Below are 15778 nucleotides of genomic sequence, written 5' to 3'. Positions count from 1 at the left end.
CGCTGCGCCGCAAAAATCCAATGTATTCGTGGCGAACTCCCGGCAGCATCACTGAAGAGAGGACGGAAGCATGAGTTGGGCCGGCCAACATCAGTTCCCTATCGGCAGAAACCGAAAAAGAACCAGCCAGACCGCCGACTCTCCACGCTCCACGAGCACCGATCATCCCCGGCAAACCCTGATCTGCTTTTCACACCTGCGTTGGAGCTTTGTTTATCAGCGCCCCCAACATCTTATGTCGCGGTTCGCGCGCGACCACCGCGTTCTGTTCGTCGAGGAGCCGATCCACAACGACACGCCGGAGCCCTGGCTGGACGTGCGCGAGGATGAGGGCGTCCATGTCCTGGTCCCCCGCCTTCCCGCCGGCATGGATGGCCAGGAGTCCGAAACCGCGCAGCGCCAACTGCTCGACCGCCATCTGGCGGAGGAGGGCGTGACCGATCCGATCCTCTGGTACTACACACCGATGAGCCTCGGCCTGTCCGGCCATCTGCGCGGGGCGCTGGTGGTCTACGACTGCATGGACGAGCTGTCGGCCTTCCACGGCGCGCCTCCGGAACTGATCGAGCGCGAGCGGCAATTGCTGGCGCGGGCCGATGTGGTGTTCACCGGCGGCGTCAGCCTGTACGAGGCCAAGCGCGGCCTGCATCCCAACGCGCACGCCTTTCCCAGCAGCGTGGACGTCGCCCATTTCGCCGCCGCCCGCGGCATCGCGGAGGAACCCGCCGACCAGACGGCCATCCCGCACCCGCGCTTGGGCTTCTACGGCGTCATCGACGAGCGGCTGGACATCGCCCTGCTGGACGCCGCCGCCGCGGCGCGGCCGGACTGGCAGTTCGTGCTGGTCGGCCCGGTGGTGAAGATCGACCCGGCCGACCTGCCCCGCCGCCCGAACATCCACTATCTCGGCCCGAAGAGCTACGACGACCTGCCCCATTATCTGGCGGGCTGGGACGTCGCCCTGATGCCCTTCGCGCGCAACGAGTCCACCCGCTTCATCAGCCCGACCAAGACGCCGGAGTATCTCGCCGCCGGGCGCCCGGTCGTCTCCACCTCCATCACCGACGTGGTGCGCGGCTACGGCGGCAGCGGCGTCGTGCGCATCGCCGACGCTCCCGAGGATTTCGTCGCCGCCGTCGAGGCCGCCCTGGCCGACGCCGCGGACCCGGATCGGCTGCGCGCCACCGCGGACCATGTCCTGCGCGACATGTCCTGGGACAAGACCCAGGGCCGCATGAAGGCGCTGATGGATCAGGCCCGCCAGCGCGGGCGCGCCGCACCTCCGGCCCATCGCCCGGCACCGGCGATTCATCCGGTCGGGTATCCGGCCAAGCACGTCAACGGGCGCGCGGCGGGCCGCAGGTCCGGCTTCGATTACCTGATCGTCGGGGCGGGCTTCGCCGGCAGCGTGCTGGCGGAACGTCTGGCGGCGGGGCTGAACAAGCGCGTCCTGCTGATCGACCGGCGCCCGCACATCGGCGGCAACGCCTACGACCATTACGACGACGCGGGCGTGCTGATCCACCGCTACGGCCCGCACATCTTCCACACCAATTCGCAGCAGGTGGCGGACTATCTGTCCCGCTTCACCAAGTGGCGCCCCTACGAGCACCGGGTGCTGGCGCGGGTGGACGAGCAACTCGTCCCCATTCCGATCAACCGCACCACCGTCAACCGGCTCTACGGCCTGGACTTGGACGAGGCCGGCGTCGCCGCCTTCCTGAAGAGCCGGTCCGAGCCGGTGGCCGACATCCGCACGTCGGAGGACGTGGTGGTCGGCGCGGTCGGACGGGAGCTGTACGAAAAATTCTTCCGCGGCTACACCCGCAAGCAGTGGGGCCTGGACCCGTCGCAGTTGGACAAGGCCGTCACCGCCCGCGTGCCGACGCGGACCAACGACGACGACCGCTACTTCGCCGACAGCTTCCAGGCGATGCCGCTGCACGGCTACACGCGGATGTTCGAGAGCATGCTCGACCACCCGAACATCAAGGTGATGCTGAACACCGATTTCGACGACGTGCGGGACGAGATCGCCTATGACCGCATCGTCTTCACCGGCCCCATCGACGAGTATTTCGGCCACCGCTTCGGCAAGCTGCCCTACCGCTCCCTGTCTTTCCGGCACGAGACGGTGGACCGGGAGTGGTTCCAGCCCGTCGCCGTGGTAAACGAACCGTCGGAGGGGGTGCCCTACACCCGCGTCACCGAGTACAAGCACCTGACCGGGCAGCGGCATCCGAAGACCAGCATCACCTACGAATACCCGTCCGCGCAGGGCGATCCCTACTATCCGATCCCCCGCCCGGAGAACCAGGAGCTGTTCCGCAAGTACCAGGCGCTGGCGGACGGCACGCCGGACGTGATCTTCCTGGGCAGGCTGGGCACCTACCGCTACTACAACATGGATCAGGTGGTGGCGCAGGCGCTGGCGGTCTACGCCCGCATCGAGAAGGAGGAGCAGCAGAGCCGCGGTCTGGCCGCCGCTGCGCGGGCCTTCGGCTCGCTGGGTGCGGAGCGGGAGGTGCGGGTCGCGGGGATGGGGGATTAGCGGGAGCGTCATCGCACTTGCCCCCACCCTTCCCACTTCGTGGGCCCCTTCCCTCCCCCGCCTTCGGCAAGGGAGGGAGTTATCCCCTCCCCTGCGAAGCTCTCGCGCAAACCTTTGGTTTGCGCTGACGCGGCAGGCGGACCTTCGGTCCGCCGAGAGCGGGGGGAGGGTTAGGGAGGGGGCAAGACTCCGCACATCCCAAACGCCCCAAAAACACAGAGCACCCCTATGCACATCCCCACCCTGTTCGACAGCGTCTTCCTCGGCGGCTTCGAGTGCTCGACGCACCGGCGGCACGACGGGCGCCGGCTGGACCTGATCGCGGCGACCGGTCACGACCGGCTGGCCGCCGAGGACTACCGGCGCATGGCCGCCCATGGGCTGCGCACCGTGCGCGACGGCGTGCGCTGGCACCGGATCGAGACCGCGCCGGGCCGGTACGACTGGTCCAGCCTGCTCCCCATGGTCCGGGCGGCGCGGGAAGCCGGGGTCCAGGTCATCTGGGACCTCTGCCACTACGGCTGGCCGGACGACATCGACATTTGGCGCCCCGCCTTTGTGGAGCGCTTCGCCCGCTTCGCCGGAGCCACCGCGGCCTTGCTGCGGGATGAGGGCGTGGAGGCGCCCGCCTACTGCCCGGTCAACGAAATCTCCTTCTGGGCCTGGGCCGGCGGCGACATGAAGCGCTTCAACCCGATGGCCGAGCGGCGCGGGTTCGAACTCAAGCATCAGCTTGTCCGCGCCAGCATCGCGGCCATCGACGCGATCCGCGCCGCCGATCCGCGCGCCCGCATCGTGCAGGTCGATCCGGTCATCCACGTCCTGCCCCGCCCCGACCGCAAGGGCGACGCCGGAGCCGCCGAGGCCGCCCGGCTGGCCCAATACGAGGCGTGGGACATGATCGGCGGCTATGCCTGGCCGGGGCTGGGCGGCAAGCCGGAGTATCTGGACGTGATCGGGGTCAACTACTATTCCGACAACCAGTGGTTCCTGAAGGGCGGCACCATCGGGCGGGACGACCCGCGCTACCGCCCCTTCGCCGACATCCTGGGGGCGGTGCACGAGCGCTACGGGCGCCCGGTGCTGGTGGCGGAAACCGGGGCCGAGGGCGATGCCCGCGCGCCCTGGCTCGACTATGTGACGGAGCAGGTGGTGACGGCTCTGCGCGCCGGCGTGCCGGTGGAGGGACTCTGCCTCTACCCGATTCTCGACTATCCCGGCTGGACCAACGATCGCCATTGCGAGACCGGTCTCTACGGCCTGTGCGACGAAAACGGCGGGCGTTGCCTCCACCAGCCGCTGGCCGCCGCCCTGAAGCGCGGGCAGGCCCGCATCGGTGCCCTGCTCGGCCAACGGGAATTCGGGCAGCCGGAATTCCAGGCGGCTCAATGAGCGGCTCCGACACGGACGCCATCCCGGACCGTCCGGGCCGTTTCCTGCTGCGTTACATCCGGCGGCGGCCCTGGTCCTTCGGCGGGCTGTTCTCGGTGATCGTGGCGGCCGCCGGCTGCGCGGTCGCCGTCCAGTACGGGATGAAGCTGCTGATCGACGCCATGGCCTCCCCCGACCGGGCGGCGGCGGACGTCTGGACGCCGCTCGGCCTGTTCCTGGGCTTCATCGCGGCGGAGAACGTGCTGTGGCGGCTGGGCGGCTGGCTCGGCTGCCGGACCGTGCTGGCGACCGGCGTGGACATGAGGCTCGACCTGTTCCAGCACCTGACCGGCCATTCGATGCGCTACTTCTCGACGCATCTGGCCGGATCGCTGGGCAACCGCATCGCCGCCACCGAGCACGCGGCCACCACCATCTTCCGCACCCTGACCTGGAACATCGTCCCGCCGGTCACCGACTTCCTGGGGGCGGTGCTGGTGCTGCTGACCATCCATTGGGGCATGGCGGCGGCGCTGGTGCTGTTCGCCCTGGTGGTCGCCTTCGCCATCGTCGGGCTGGGGTTGCGCGGCCGGGCGGTGCACCACGCCTTCGCCGAACAGTCCGCCCGCACCAACGGCGAGCTGGTGGACGTGGTGTCCAACGTCTGGACGGTGAAGGCCTTCTCCGCCCGCGGACGGGAGCGCGAGCGCCTCCGGCGGTCCTTCACGGTGGAGGCCGGGGCGCACCGCCGAAGCTGGATGCATCTGGAGAAGACCCGCGTCGTCCACGACATCTGCCTGTGGGTGATGGCCGGGTCGATGCTGCTGTGGGCGCTGCTGCTGTGGCGGGACGGGACGATCACGACCGGCGACGTGGTGATCGTCAGCGCGCTGACCTTCCGCATCCTGCACGGCTCCCGCGATCTCGCCTTCGCGCTGGTCACCGCCACCCAGCAGGTCAGCGCCATCGACGAGAGCCTGCGGGTGATCGCCCGCCCGCACGACGTGCTGGACCCCGTGCCGGCCCAACCCGCCGTGCCGGGCGGCGGCGCCATCGCCTTCGACGCCGTGTCCTTCCGCTATCCTGAAGGGCGCGGGGTGCTGGAGGATTTCAGCCTGATCATCCCGGCGGGGCAGAAGGTCGGGCTGGTCGGGCCGTCGGGGGCAGGCAAATCCACCATCATCAGTCTGATCCAGCGGCTGGACGACGTGCAGCGCGGCGACATTCTCATCGACGGCCAGCCGCTGACCGCGCTCGCCCAGGACGACCTGCGGGCCAAGATCGCCGTGGTCCCGCAGGACATCGCGCTGTTCCACCGCCCGATCCTGGAGAACATCCGCTACGGCCGCCCCGACGCCAGCGACGAGGAGGTGTTCGAGGCCGCCCGCCACGCCTTCTGCGACGGCTTCATCCGGCAATTGCCGGAGGGCTACGGCACGATGGTGGGCGAGCGGGGCGTGCGGCTGTCGGGCGGGCAGCGGCAACGGCTGGGCATCGCCCGCGCCTTCCTGAAGAACGCGCCGATCCTGATCCTGGACGAGGCGACCTCCGCGCTCGACACCCAGTCGGAGCAGGAGATCCAGGCGGCGCTGGCCGATCTGGCCCAGGGGCGGACGGTGGTCGCGGTGGCGCACCGGCTGTCCACGGTGTCGGCCTTCGACCGGGTGCTGGTTCTGGTGGACGGGCGCATCGCGGAGGACGGCCATCCCTCCGAGTTGCGGCGGCGCGGCGGTCTGTTCAACTCCCTGTGGCAGCTCCAGGCGCAGGGATTCGCGGCGGATTAGCCAAGGGACGGGGATCTGCGGCCCCCGAAGCGTGGCACGGGGGCCGCACCAGCCGGATCGGCCAGGGACGGCCGCCCTTCGACGGGGTATCTTTCCGGGCGTCCTGTGTTAAGACACCAGACGCAACCCCCGCCGCGGCCCGAAAGCGCAATGAAAGCCCTGACCGACGTCAGCCATTCCAAGCCCCTGCCCAAGCCCCTGCCCGCCGTTCCGTCCAAACAAGCCGGAGCCGGCGCATGACGGATCTGCCGGTGACCGGCGGCGACCTGGATTTTCTTTCCGGCGGGGGCGAGATGGGCGAGCGGATGCGCGCCCATGATTGGGCGTCCACCGCGCTCGGCCCTCCCGAAGGCTGGCCGCAAAGCCTGCGCACCATCGTCAGCGTCGTTCTGTCCTCCCGTCAGGCGATGTTCGTCGCCTGGGGGCCGGAGCTGTCCTTCCTCTACAACGACGGCTATGTGCCGATCTTCGGGGCCAAGCACCCGGACGCGCTGGGCCGCCCCTTCGCCGAGGTGTGGTCGGACATCTGGCACCAGATCAGGCCGCTGGTCGACCGCACGCTGGCCGGCGAGGCGTCCTGGTTCGAGGATCTGCTGATCCCCATGGAGCGCTACGGCTTCCGCGAGGATGCCTGGTTCACCTTCTCCTACACGCCGGTGCGGGGCGAGGACGGGCGCATCCCCGGCATGTTCTGCGCCGCCACCGAGACGACCGCCCAGGTGCTCGCCGCCCGGCGCACCACCTTCCATTTGGAACTGGAGGCCCGGCTGCGCCAGCTTTCCGACCCGTTCAAGGTGGCGGCGGCGGCGGAGGAGGCCCTGGGCCGTCATCTGGGCGCCAGCCGCGTCGGTTATGGGGTGGTGGACGAGACCGCGCGCTTCTTCACGACGGAGCGGAACTGGACCGACGGGACCGTCGCCCATCAAGCCGGCACCCACGACCTGCTGGCTTTCGGGCCGGAGATTCTGGAGGCTCTGCGCAGCGGCGAGACACTGGCCGTCGACGACACCACGGCGGACCCGCGTTGCGCGGCGCCGGACCAGTTGGCGTCCTTCGCGGCGCTGGAGGTCGGCTCGCTCGTCACGGCCAGCCTGCTGAAGAACGGGCGGATGGTCGCGGCCCTCTACGTCCACGACCGGAAGCCCCGGCGCTGGCACCCGGACGAGGTCCGGCTGGTGGAGGAGGTGGCGGAGCGCACATGGTCCGCCCTGGAGCGCGCGAAGGCGGAGGAATCGCTGCACCGCGCCAACGCCCGTCTGGCCGCGGAGGGGGAGCGGATGCGCACCCTCTTCCGTCAGTCGCCCAATTTCATGTGCGTGTTCCGCGGCCCGGATCTTGTCTTCGAACTGGCCAACGACTCCTACCGGCGGCTGGTCGGCGATCGCCCCCTGATCGGCAAGCCGGTGCATGAGGCCCTGCCGGAAGTCACCGGCCAGGGCTTCTTCGAGCTGCTGGGCCGCGTGTTCGACAGCGGGGAACCCTTCGTCGGGCATGCCCTGCCGGTGCGGATCGCCCGGCACCCCGGCGCGCCGGCGCAGGAACGCTTCATCACCTTCGTCTACCAGCCGATCAAGGACGCCGACGGGCGGGTGACGGGCATCTTCTGCGAAGGCAGTGATGTCACCGAGGCCAAGCGGGCCGAGGAAGCTCTGCGGGACCTGAACGCCACCTTGGAGAAGCGCGTCGCGGAACGCACCGCCGACCGCGACCGCATGTGGCGCCTGTCCACCGACATCATGCTGGTCGCCGGATTCGACGGCGCCATCGGAGCGGTGAATCCGGCCTGGACGAGCCTGCTGGGCTGGACGGAGGAGGAGCTGCTGGGGCGCAGCTTCTACGATCTGGTGCATCCGGACGATCTGGAGCGCACGGGGGCCGAGGCGGCGCGGCTGGGCGCCGGGCACACCATCCCACGCTTCGAGAACCGTTACCGCCACAAGGACGGGCACTATCTGTGGCTGTCGTGGATCGCCGTTCCGGACGATCATTTCATCCACGCCGTCGGGCGCGACATCACCGCCCAGAAGGAGGCGGACGCCGCCCTGCGGCAGGCCGAGGACCAGCTCCGCCAAGCCCAGAAGATGGAGGCGGTCGGCCAGTTGACCGGCGGCGTGGCGCACGACTTCAACAATCTGCTCCAGGCGCTCGAAGGCTGCCTGTCGATGATCGCGCGCCGCACGGAGGAGCCGCAGGTCCACGCCCTGCTCGGCGCCGGGCAGCAGGCGGTGGAGCGCGGGGCCAAGCTGGTGCAGCAGCTCATGGCCTTCGCCCGGCGGGACAGCCTGCGTCCGGAGTCCATCGACGTGCGGGACCGGGTGCTCGCCATGTCGGCCCTGCTGGAACGGGCGCTGCGCGCCGACATCACGCTGGATCTCCGCTTCGGCAAGGATCTCTGGCCGGTCGAGGTGGACCCGACGCAGTTCGAGCTGGCGATCATCAACCTTGCCGTCAACGCCCGCGACGCCATGCCGCTCGGCGGACGGCTGACGGTGGAGGCGGTCAACGCGGTCCTGCCCCACGGCGACCCGCGGGGGGTGGAGGGCGACTTCCTGCGGCTGTCCGTGTCGGACACCGGGAGCGGCATGCCCGCCGCGGTGGCCGCCCGCGCCTTCGAGCCATTCTTCACGACGAAGGAGGTCGGCAAGGGAACGGGGTTGGGGCTGGCCCAGGTCTACGGCCTCGCCCGGCAGACCGGCGGCACCGCCTGGATCGACAGCGCGCCGGGCCGGGGCACGACGGTGCATCTTCTGCTCCGCCGTTCGGGGCTGGTGCCGGCGGCGGTGGAACCCGCCTGTCCCCCGGCCGGACTTCCGCCGTTGATCCGTCCGCGGCGCAACGGCCGCGTGCTGGTGGTGGAGGACGACCCCATCGTCGCCATGACCCTCAGCACCGCGCTGGAGGACGCCGGCTTCGCCGTGCTGTCCGCCGCCACGGCGGAGGAAGCCCTGCCCTATCTGTCGGACCAGGGGGTGGACGTGCTGTTGAGCGACGTGGTGATGCCCGGCGGGATGAGCGGCATCGACCTTGCCCGCGAGGCCCGCGACCGGCGGCCCGGCCTGCCGGTCATCCTGGCGACCGGCTACAGCGAGGACATCGCCCGCGCCACGGGCATCCCGGTTCTGGCGAAGCCCTACCGGATCGACGATCTGGTCGGGCGGATCGACGCGATCCTGGCGGGGGAGGAAACATGAATCCCTCCCCCACCGAAGGCGGAGGAGGGAGGGGACCCGACGCGACCACCCGCCGGGTCCCGCGCCTGCGGAGGCCTCAGATGTGGTCGGAGGACAGGATGGCCTCGGCGTCGCCGCCGGTGCCGCGTCCGGGCAGGACGGCGTTCAGCAGCACGCCCATCAGTGCCGCCAGCGCCATGGAGGAGACGACGAATCCGCCGTCGCCGAACTTCAGCGACGCGCCGCCGATGCCGATCACCAGGATGGTGGAGGAGATCAGCAGGTTGCGCTTGTCCCCCAGATCCACCTTGCCCTCGATCAGCGTGCGGATGCCCGAGGAGGCGATCACGCCGAACAGCGCGATGGACACGCCGCCCATCACCGCCGTGGGGATGCTGGACAGGAAAGCCGACAGCTTGCCCACGAAGCCCAGGACGATGGCGAGCGTCGCGGCCCCGCCGATCACCCACACGCTGAACACGCGGGTCACGGCCAGAACGCCGATGTTCTCGCCGTAGGTCGTCGCCGGGGGACCGCCCAGCGCGCCCGCCACCATGGTCGCCACGCCGTCGCCGAACACCGAGCGGTGAAGCCCCGGATCGGCGATGAAGTTGCGGCCCACCACGCGGCTCAGCACGATCTGCCCGCCGATGTGCTCCGCGATGGTGACCAGGGCCACCGGCGCCACCAGCAGGATCATCGCCCAGGCCGACACGCCCTCCTTCATGCCGGAGAACAGCAGATGGAAGTCCGGCATCCGCAGGAACGGGGCCGCGGCGACCGGTCCGAAGTCGACCATGCCGAACAGCACGCCCAGGACGTAGCCGGTCAGGATGCCCAGCAGGATCGGCACCACGGTGAAGAAGCCGCGCAACACGATCGAATAGAGGAAGATGCTGCCCAGGGTCGCCAGCGCCAGCAGGAAATGGGGCAGGCTGTACTCCCCGCCGCCCGCGGTGTTCTGCGCCATGCCGACCGCGACCGAGGCGAGACCGAGGCCGATCACCACGATCACCGGACCGACCACGATCGGCGGCAGGATGGCCAGCAGCCAGCGGACGCCGAAGGCGCGGATCAGCAGGGCGACCGCCACATAGACGGCGCCCGCCGCGCAGGCACCGACCAGCGCGCCGCCGGTGCCGCCGATCTGGGTGGCGGCGACGATCGGGCCGATGAAGGCGAAGGAGGAGCCCAGATAGGCGGGCAGCCGCCATTTGGTGAAGGCCAGATAGATCAGGGTGCCCAGCCCGCTGGTGACCAGCGCCACCGACGGGTCCAGGCCGGTGAGGATCGGCACCAGGACGTTCGCGCCGAACATGGCGAACAGATGCTGGAGGCTGAGCAGGAGGAAAGTGGCCGGGGGCGGACGCTCGTGGACGTCCAGCACCCGGTCGCGCGGTGCTGTCATGAACTGCGGTTCCTGTAACGATGGTTGCAGGGCAAGGGTTACTCCGCGGCGGCATGCCCGGTCAAACGCCACCATGCGGAATTTCTCGGCAAATCGCTTACGGCATGAACCGCCTTCTCCCCGAACGGCCCCTCACGCAGGCCGTGGCCCCACGCCGCGCCTCGGGAGAAGACGAAGCACTCGTTCATTGCCTCGGCATCGGCTTTCTATTAGGCTTGGCCCTAATAAAAGCACTCGTTACTGGGTTTGACGTTGCGCCGCCGCACGCACCGCGGGAACGGCGCGCCGGCATTCTGGAATGGCTGATCCGATGGCTGACCAACTGTTCGCTCAACTCACCGACACCCTTTCGTCGGCGAAGACCGTGGAGGAGCTGACCCGGCCCCTGCTCTCTCTGCTGGAGCTGGTGACGGAGCTGGAGGCCACCTACCTCACCCGGATCGAGCTGGAACACGGCATCCAGCGCATCCTCTTTTCCTGCAACACCAAGACCTTGAACATCCCCGAGGGGCTGGCCGTCCCGTGGGAGGGCACGCTGTGCAAGCGGGCCTTGGACGAAGGGCGGCTCTACAGCGACGATGTGCCCGGTTGCTGGGGCGACTGCGAGGCGGCGGCGGCGCTCGGCATCCGGACCTATGTCAGCACCCCGGTCCATCTGGACGACGGCAGCCTGTTCGGAACGCTCTGCGCCGCCAGTTCGGAGAGCAAGCCGCTGACGCCCAAGGGGGAGCAGGTGCTGCGCCTGTTCGCCTCGCTGATCGCCCTTCACATCCAGCGCGAGCAGCTTCTGACCCAGTTCCGGGAGCTGAACGCGACCCTGGAATCCTACTCCTACACCGACGCGCTGACCGGCCTGCCGAACCGGCGCGCCGTCGTCACGGAACTGCACCGGCTGTTCGCCGTGGCCGGACGGGCCGAACAGAGCGTGCTGATCGGCTTCATCGACCTGGACGGCTTCAAGGCCATCAACGACACCCACGGGCACGAGGCCGGCGACGAATTCCTGATCGAGGTGGGGCGGCGCATCGGCGCGGGCCTTCGGGCGGGCGACACGCTGGGCCGGTTGGGCGGCGACGAATTCGTCGTCGTCGGCATGGGCGCCACGCCCGGCGCGGCGGGGGACGCCGCCGCCGAGTCGCTGCGCGACCGGTTGGCCCCGCTCATCCAGGGCCGCTACAGCCTGAGCGGCTGTTCCTTCGACTATCCGGGGGCCAGCCTCGGGGTGGTCAGCGCCGACCCCGCCTCCACGACTCCGGACGACTCGCTGCGCGCCGCCGATGCCGCCATGTATGTCCAAAAGAAGATCCGGCGGTCGGTCGTCGCCTGACGGCCCGCCCCTGCGGGTCTTCGTCCCTTACGGGCCGGCGGCCACGCTCCAGGGGTCGGGCGCGGTCACACCGTAGGGCTGGGCGATGCCGCCCATCGACAGCGCGTGCACCGAATTGCTGGTGAAGCCGCAGACCTCCTCCGGCTTCACGGCGGCGTTGGGACGGAAGGCGTAGGGACGCGGGGCGTCGCGCGACACGGAGATGTTCTTGGTGCGCACGATCAGGCCGTGACCCGCCGGAGCGCTCTGTTCCACCCACATCCACAGGACCTGCGGGTCGTCGCGGAAGCGGGCCAGCAGCGTCGACAGCTCCTCCGTGCAGGCGGCGTGGTCGAGCTGGTGGGCGCCATGGTCCACGATGGCCGAGGCCGCCCCGGAAGACGCCGCGTCCGCGGGATTCCATGTGACGGCCATGAGACCCGACAGCGCGATGCCGGCGATGGAGGTTCCCCAGAGGACTCCGGATTCGAAAACGGAGTCGTCATGGCGGCTGGAATGATCGCGCATCGTGGTCCCTCTTACAAAACACTCAATCGCTGCAACCGGCGCTGCAAACGGAGTCTGTCGGACCCCGTCTTTTTGCCACGGGCATCGGCCCTTGACCTTGATCCAGAACAAGCGCCCTTGGCGCCTTTCCGGCTCTTGAGTTATTGTGCACCGCAGCATTCGCCCGATCAACACCCACCGGAAGCATGGCAGGGCTGATTCCGCGCGTTTTCACGCCCGCGGGGCGAGGAACGCGGCAATTTGCCGCTCCTCCGTGCCGGAGTTCCATGGAGACCGGCGGCAGAGGCGCCGACGGCCATCAGACGTCCCAGACAACGGGCCGGACAGCGGCATGGTTCCCTGCCGCCATCCAAAATCAGCCTGGAAAGTCAAACAATTAGGATTGCGAACAGTTGGGCTTCGATTGATGCCCGCCGGTCAATCCAGCGTCCAGCGGCTCATCCGGGGAAAGGCCGGCAGGCCGTTGTTCTCGACATAGGCGAACATTCCGGAGAAGCCGGTCATCCCGGCGCGGGCCAGCGCCGCCGGACCGATGTGCGTCCCCTGCTCCAGCCACGCCAGCATCGGGTGCGTCCCCTCATACTGGTCGTATTTGTAGGAACCGGGGAAGAACAGGCAGTCCATCGGCAGGTTCAGGTGCTGGACGACGGCGTAGGACCAGGCCTGGGACATGAACTCCCCCTGCCGGGCCGCCATGGTGAGGATCGGGTCGGGGCTTCCGTCCGGACCGGTCTCCTCCCGCAGCAGGGTCTCGATGTCCTCCTGCAGATCCGTCCCCAGCCGGGACCAGTAGCGGCGCGGGACGACGATCATATGCCCGGCCTCGTGCAGCAGGTCGCCCGGGCCGAGCAGAGTCTCGGGATCGACCCAAATCACCCCGCCGTGGATGTTCACACCCGGCAGAAAGCCGTTGTGGGCCCGCTCGCCATACTCGATTTCCATGCCGATTCCGCGCAGGAAGCCGACGATGGGCTCCAGAGCCTCCGGGTGATGCATCCGCCTTCTCCATTTGATCGAAATCCGGCGCGCATATTCGCGCATTCGAAGCGGTCAGGCAACACGGACGCCATTCCCGTTCGCCCGCGCCGCCGCCGCGCGCTATGGTGCGTCCCGTGGTCGCCGGACCGGCAAGAGTCCGGGCCAAACGCCTCAGGGCACACAAGAAATCCGGAAGGGACGAGCATGAGCGACGAAACCCCCAGCCGCCGCGCCGCCGCGGCCTTCGCGCAGACATCCACGACCGCCGCCACGCCGGTCGCCTTCGGCGATCTGGTGGCTCTGCTGGAGCGCGTCTTCCTGCGCCACGGCACGTCGGAGCGCGTGGCCGCCATCCTGGCGGAGAACTGCGCCTCCTGCGAGCGCGATGGCTCCACCAGCCACGGCGTGTTCCGCATTCCCGGCTATGTCGGCTCGCTGAAGAGCGGCTGGGTGGACGGGCGGGCCGAACCGACGGTGGAGGAGGCCGGCCCCGCCTTCCTGCGCGTCGATGCCGCCAACGGCTTCGCGCAGCCCGCCTTTCTTGCCGCGCGGGACCGGCTGGTCGGGATGGCGCGGGCCAGCGGCGTGGCCGTGATGGCGATCCGCAACTCCCACCATTTCAGTTCGCTGTGGCCGGATGTGGAGCCCTTCGCGCGGGAAGGGCTGGTCGCCCTGTCCTTCGTCAACAGCTTCGCCTGCGTCGTTCCGCCGGGCGGCAGGTCCGCCGTCTACGGCACCAACCCGATGGCCTTCGCCACCCCGGTGGCCGGCGGCGATCCGATGGTCTTCGACCAGGCCGCCAGTTCCATGGCGAACGGCGACGTGCGCATCGCCGCGCGGGAGGGGCATTCCATTCCCCCCGGCTCCGGCGTGGACCGCGACGGCAAGCCCACCACCGACCCGAAGGCGGTCCTCGACGGCGGCGCGCTTCTGCCCTTCGGCGGGCAATCCGGCGTCCACAAGGGCGGCTCCATCGCCTTCATGATCGAGGTTCTGGCGGCGGCGCTGACCGGCGGCAAATTCTCGCGCGAGGTGGACTGGTCCGCCCATCCCGGCGCCGAGACGCCCTGCACCGGCCAACTCTTCATCGTCATCGACCCGGAGCGCGGCGGCACCGGCGCCTTCGCCGACCGCGTCGCCGGGCTGATCGGGGACGTGAAGGAGGCGGGTCAGGACCGCATGCCGGGCGAGCGCCGCTACGCCCGCCGCGCGCGCAGCCTGCGCGACGGCATCCCGCTGGACCCCGCCCGTCTGGCCGAGCTGCGCGCCCTGGCCGGCGACTCCTGACGTACCGCCCCTCCTTCGAAACCGGTTGGTTCACGCCATCATGACGACGCCCACCATTTCCACCCTGTCCCGCCAGCTCGACGCGGGCGCCACCACCAGCCGCAAGCTCGTCGATTCCGCCCTCGCCGCCATCGAGGCGGGGGGCGAGGAGGCGCGGAAGACCTTCACCGCCCTGCACGCCGAACAGGCCCGCGCGGCGGCGGACGCCCAGGACCAGCTGCGCCGCGCCGGGCTGCGCCCCTCCCCGCTGGCCGGGCTGCCGATTTCCGTCAAGGATCTGTTCGACGAGGCCGGGCGCACCACGCGGGCCGGGTCGCGGGCGCTGGAGGGCGCGCCCCCCGCCACCCGCGACGCCGACGCGGTGGCTCGGCTGCGCGCCGCCGGGGCGGTGGTGGTCGGGCGGACCAACATGACGGAGTTCGCCTTCTCCGGAGTCGGGCTGAACCCGCATTACGGCACCCCCGGCAACCCCGCCGACCCCACGCGCATCCCCGGCGGCTCCTCCTCGGGCGCCGGGGTGTCGGTGGCGGCGGGCTATGTGCCGCTGGCGCTGGGCACCGACACGGGCGGGTCGGTCCGCATCCCGGCGGCGCTGTGCGGCATCGTCGGCTTCAAGCCGACGCAGCGCCGGGTGTCGCTGCGCGGCACCGTTCCGCTGTCCTGGTCGCTGGACTCCATCGGGCCGCTCGCCCGCACGGTGGAATGCTGCGCCATCGCCGACGCCGTCCTGGCCGGCGAGGCGGAGTGGGTGCCGCCGCCGGTCGGGCTGGCCGGACTGCGCTTCGCCGTGCCGCAGGCGGTCGTGCTTGACGGCCTGGAGGAGCCGGTGGCCCGCGCCTTCGACGCTGCCTGCCGCCGCTTGTCGGAGGCCGGGGCGCGCATCGTGGAAATCCCTCTGGCGGAGCTTGAGGAGATCGGCCCGGCCAACGCCAAGGGCGGCCTCCCCGCGGCGGAGGCGGCCCACTGGCACCGCACCCTGCTGGCCGAGAAGGGCGGCCTCTACGACCCGCGCGTCCGCGTCCGGATCGAGCGCGGCCATGCCATGAGCGCCGCCGACCACATCGAGGTGACGCAGCGCCGCGCCGACCTCATCGCCCGCACCGACCGGGCCACGGCGGACTACGACGCGCTGCTGATGCCCACCGTGCCGCTGCTGGCGCCCCGCATCGACGCCTTCGCGGAGGACGCGGAGTTCACGCGGCTGAACCTGCTGCTTCTGCGCAATTGCGCGCTGTTCAATTTCCTGGACCGCTGCGCCGTCAGCCTGCCGATGCAGCGTGCCGGCGACCTTCCCAGCGGCCTCATGCTGGTGGGTGCCGCGGGGGCCGACCGCCGCCTGCTGTCCATTGCCGCGGCGGTGGAGCCGGTGGTGGGGCCGGAGGCGTAGAGAGAGGG

The 15778-nt window shown here is 70.0% G+C and carries 10 protein-coding genes; 7 read left to right on the top strand and 3 right to left on the bottom strand.

Going from position 1 to position 15778, the window contains the following annotated elements; translation table 11 throughout:
- Positions 1–235: 235 nt before the first annotated feature.
- From glf to DS843_RS24160, 4 genes are all read left to right on the top strand, one after another.
- Positions 236–2551: a UDP-galactopyranose mutase gene (glf, locus tag DS843_RS24175; RefSeq protein ID WP_149471388.1), complete on the top strand. Its 2316-nt coding sequence runs from the start codon at positions 236–238 to the stop codon at positions 2549–2551.
- Between the two features lie 228 nt (positions 2552–2779).
- Complete coding sequence (locus DS843_RS24170; protein WP_149471387.1) at positions 2780–3943, top strand: beta-galactosidase; 1164 nt, start codon at positions 2780–2782, stop codon at positions 3941–3943.
- Positions 3940–5706 carry an ABC transporter ATP-binding protein gene (locus tag DS843_RS24165; RefSeq protein WP_149471386.1) on the top strand — a complete coding sequence of 589 codons (1767 nt, stop codon included), beginning with the start codon at positions 3940–3942 and terminating at the stop codon, positions 5704–5706. Before DS843_RS24170 ends, DS843_RS24165 begins: the two co-directional genes overlap by 4 nt.
- Before the next feature lie 236 nt (positions 5707–5942).
- Positions 5943–8897: a PAS domain-containing protein gene (locus DS843_RS24160; protein WP_149471385.1), complete on the top strand. Its 2955-nt coding sequence runs from the start codon at positions 5943–5945 to the stop codon at positions 8895–8897.
- 76 nt (positions 8898–8973) lie between these two features.
- On the opposite strand, the gene DS843_RS24155 is transcribed toward DS843_RS24160, so the two are convergent.
- Positions 8974–10284, bottom strand: coding sequence for a solute carrier family 23 protein (locus DS843_RS24155; protein ID WP_149471384.1), 1311 nt, complete (start codon positions 10282–10284; stop codon positions 8974–8976).
- Between the two features lie 310 nt (positions 10285–10594).
- On the opposite strand from DS843_RS24155, the gene DS843_RS24150 reads away from it, so the two are divergent.
- On the top strand, positions 10595–11611 hold the full coding sequence (locus DS843_RS24150) for a sensor domain-containing diguanylate cyclase (RefSeq protein WP_149471383.1): 1017 nt from the start codon (positions 10595–10597) through the stop codon (positions 11609–11611).
- 27 nt (positions 11612–11638) lie between these two features.
- Here the strand turns inward: DS843_RS24150 and DS843_RS24145 are convergent, their stop codons facing one another.
- Together DS843_RS24145 and DS843_RS24140 are read right to left on the bottom strand one after the other, a co-directional pair.
- Positions 11639–12118 carry a hypothetical protein gene (locus tag DS843_RS24145; protein ID WP_149471382.1) on the bottom strand — a complete coding sequence of 160 codons (480 nt, stop codon included), beginning with the start codon at positions 12116–12118 and terminating at the stop codon, positions 11639–11641.
- A gap of 417 nt (positions 12119–12535) precedes the next feature.
- Positions 12536–13114: a hypothetical protein gene (locus DS843_RS24140; protein ID WP_149471381.1), complete on the bottom strand. Its 579-nt coding sequence runs from the start codon at positions 13112–13114 to the stop codon at positions 12536–12538.
- 186 nt (positions 13115–13300) lie between these two features.
- Between DS843_RS24140 and DS843_RS24135 the strand changes: the two genes are divergently transcribed.
- Positions 13301–14383 carry an Ldh family oxidoreductase gene (locus DS843_RS24135; RefSeq protein WP_149471380.1) on the top strand — a complete coding sequence of 361 codons (1083 nt, stop codon included), beginning with the start codon at positions 13301–13303 and terminating at the stop codon, positions 14381–14383.
- Between the two features lie 40 nt (positions 14384–14423).
- Positions 14424–15770, top strand: coding sequence for an amidase (locus tag DS843_RS24130; protein ID WP_149471379.1), 1347 nt, complete (start codon positions 14424–14426; stop codon positions 15768–15770).
- The last annotated feature ends 8 nt before the right edge of the window (positions 15771–15778 follow it).

Source organism: Roseomonas genomospecies 6 (genome assembly GCF_008365375.1).
GTDB lineage: Bacteria > Pseudomonadota > Alphaproteobacteria > Azospirillales > Azospirillaceae > Azospirillum.
The sequence above is the reverse complement of the archived record's forward strand: the minus strand, read 5'-3'. Positions and strand labels throughout refer to the sequence as shown.

What these genes read in the sequence shown, in the direction of transcription:
- DS843_RS24170 (WP_149471387.1), top strand. Translation starts at nt 2,780, where the DNA reads ATGCACATCCCCACCCTGTTCGACAGCGTCTTCCTCGGCGGCTTCGAG.
- DS843_RS24160 (WP_149471385.1), top strand. Translation starts at nt 5,943, where the DNA reads ATGACGGATCTGCCGGTGACCGGCGGCGACCTGGATTTTCTTTCCGGC.
- DS843_RS24135 (WP_149471380.1), top strand. Translation starts at nt 13,301, where the DNA reads ATGAGCGACGAAACCCCCAGCCGCCGCGCCGCCGCGGCCTTCGCGCAG.
- glf (WP_149471388.1), top strand. Translation starts at nt 236, where the DNA reads ATGTCGCGGTTCGCGCGCGACCACCGCGTTCTGTTCGTCGAGGAGCCG.
- DS843_RS24150 (WP_149471383.1), top strand. Translation starts at nt 10,595, where the DNA reads ATGGCTGACCAACTGTTCGCTCAACTCACCGACACCCTTTCGTCGGCG.
- DS843_RS24155 (WP_149471384.1), bottom strand. Translation starts at nt 10,284, where the DNA reads ATGACAGCACCGCGCGACCGGGTGCTGGACGTCCACGAGCGTCCGCCC.
- DS843_RS24140 (WP_149471381.1), bottom strand. Translation starts at nt 13,114, where the DNA reads ATGCATCACCCGGAGGCTCTGGAGCCCATCGTCGGCTTCCTGCGCGGA.
- DS843_RS24165 (WP_149471386.1), top strand. Translation starts at nt 3,940, where the DNA reads ATGAGCGGCTCCGACACGGACGCCATCCCGGACCGTCCGGGCCGTTTC.
- DS843_RS24145 (WP_149471382.1), bottom strand. Translation starts at nt 12,118, where the DNA reads ATGCGCGATCATTCCAGCCGCCATGACGACTCCGTTTTCGAATCCGGA.
- DS843_RS24130 (WP_149471379.1), top strand. Translation starts at nt 14,424, where the DNA reads ATGACGACGCCCACCATTTCCACCCTGTCCCGCCAGCTCGACGCGGGC.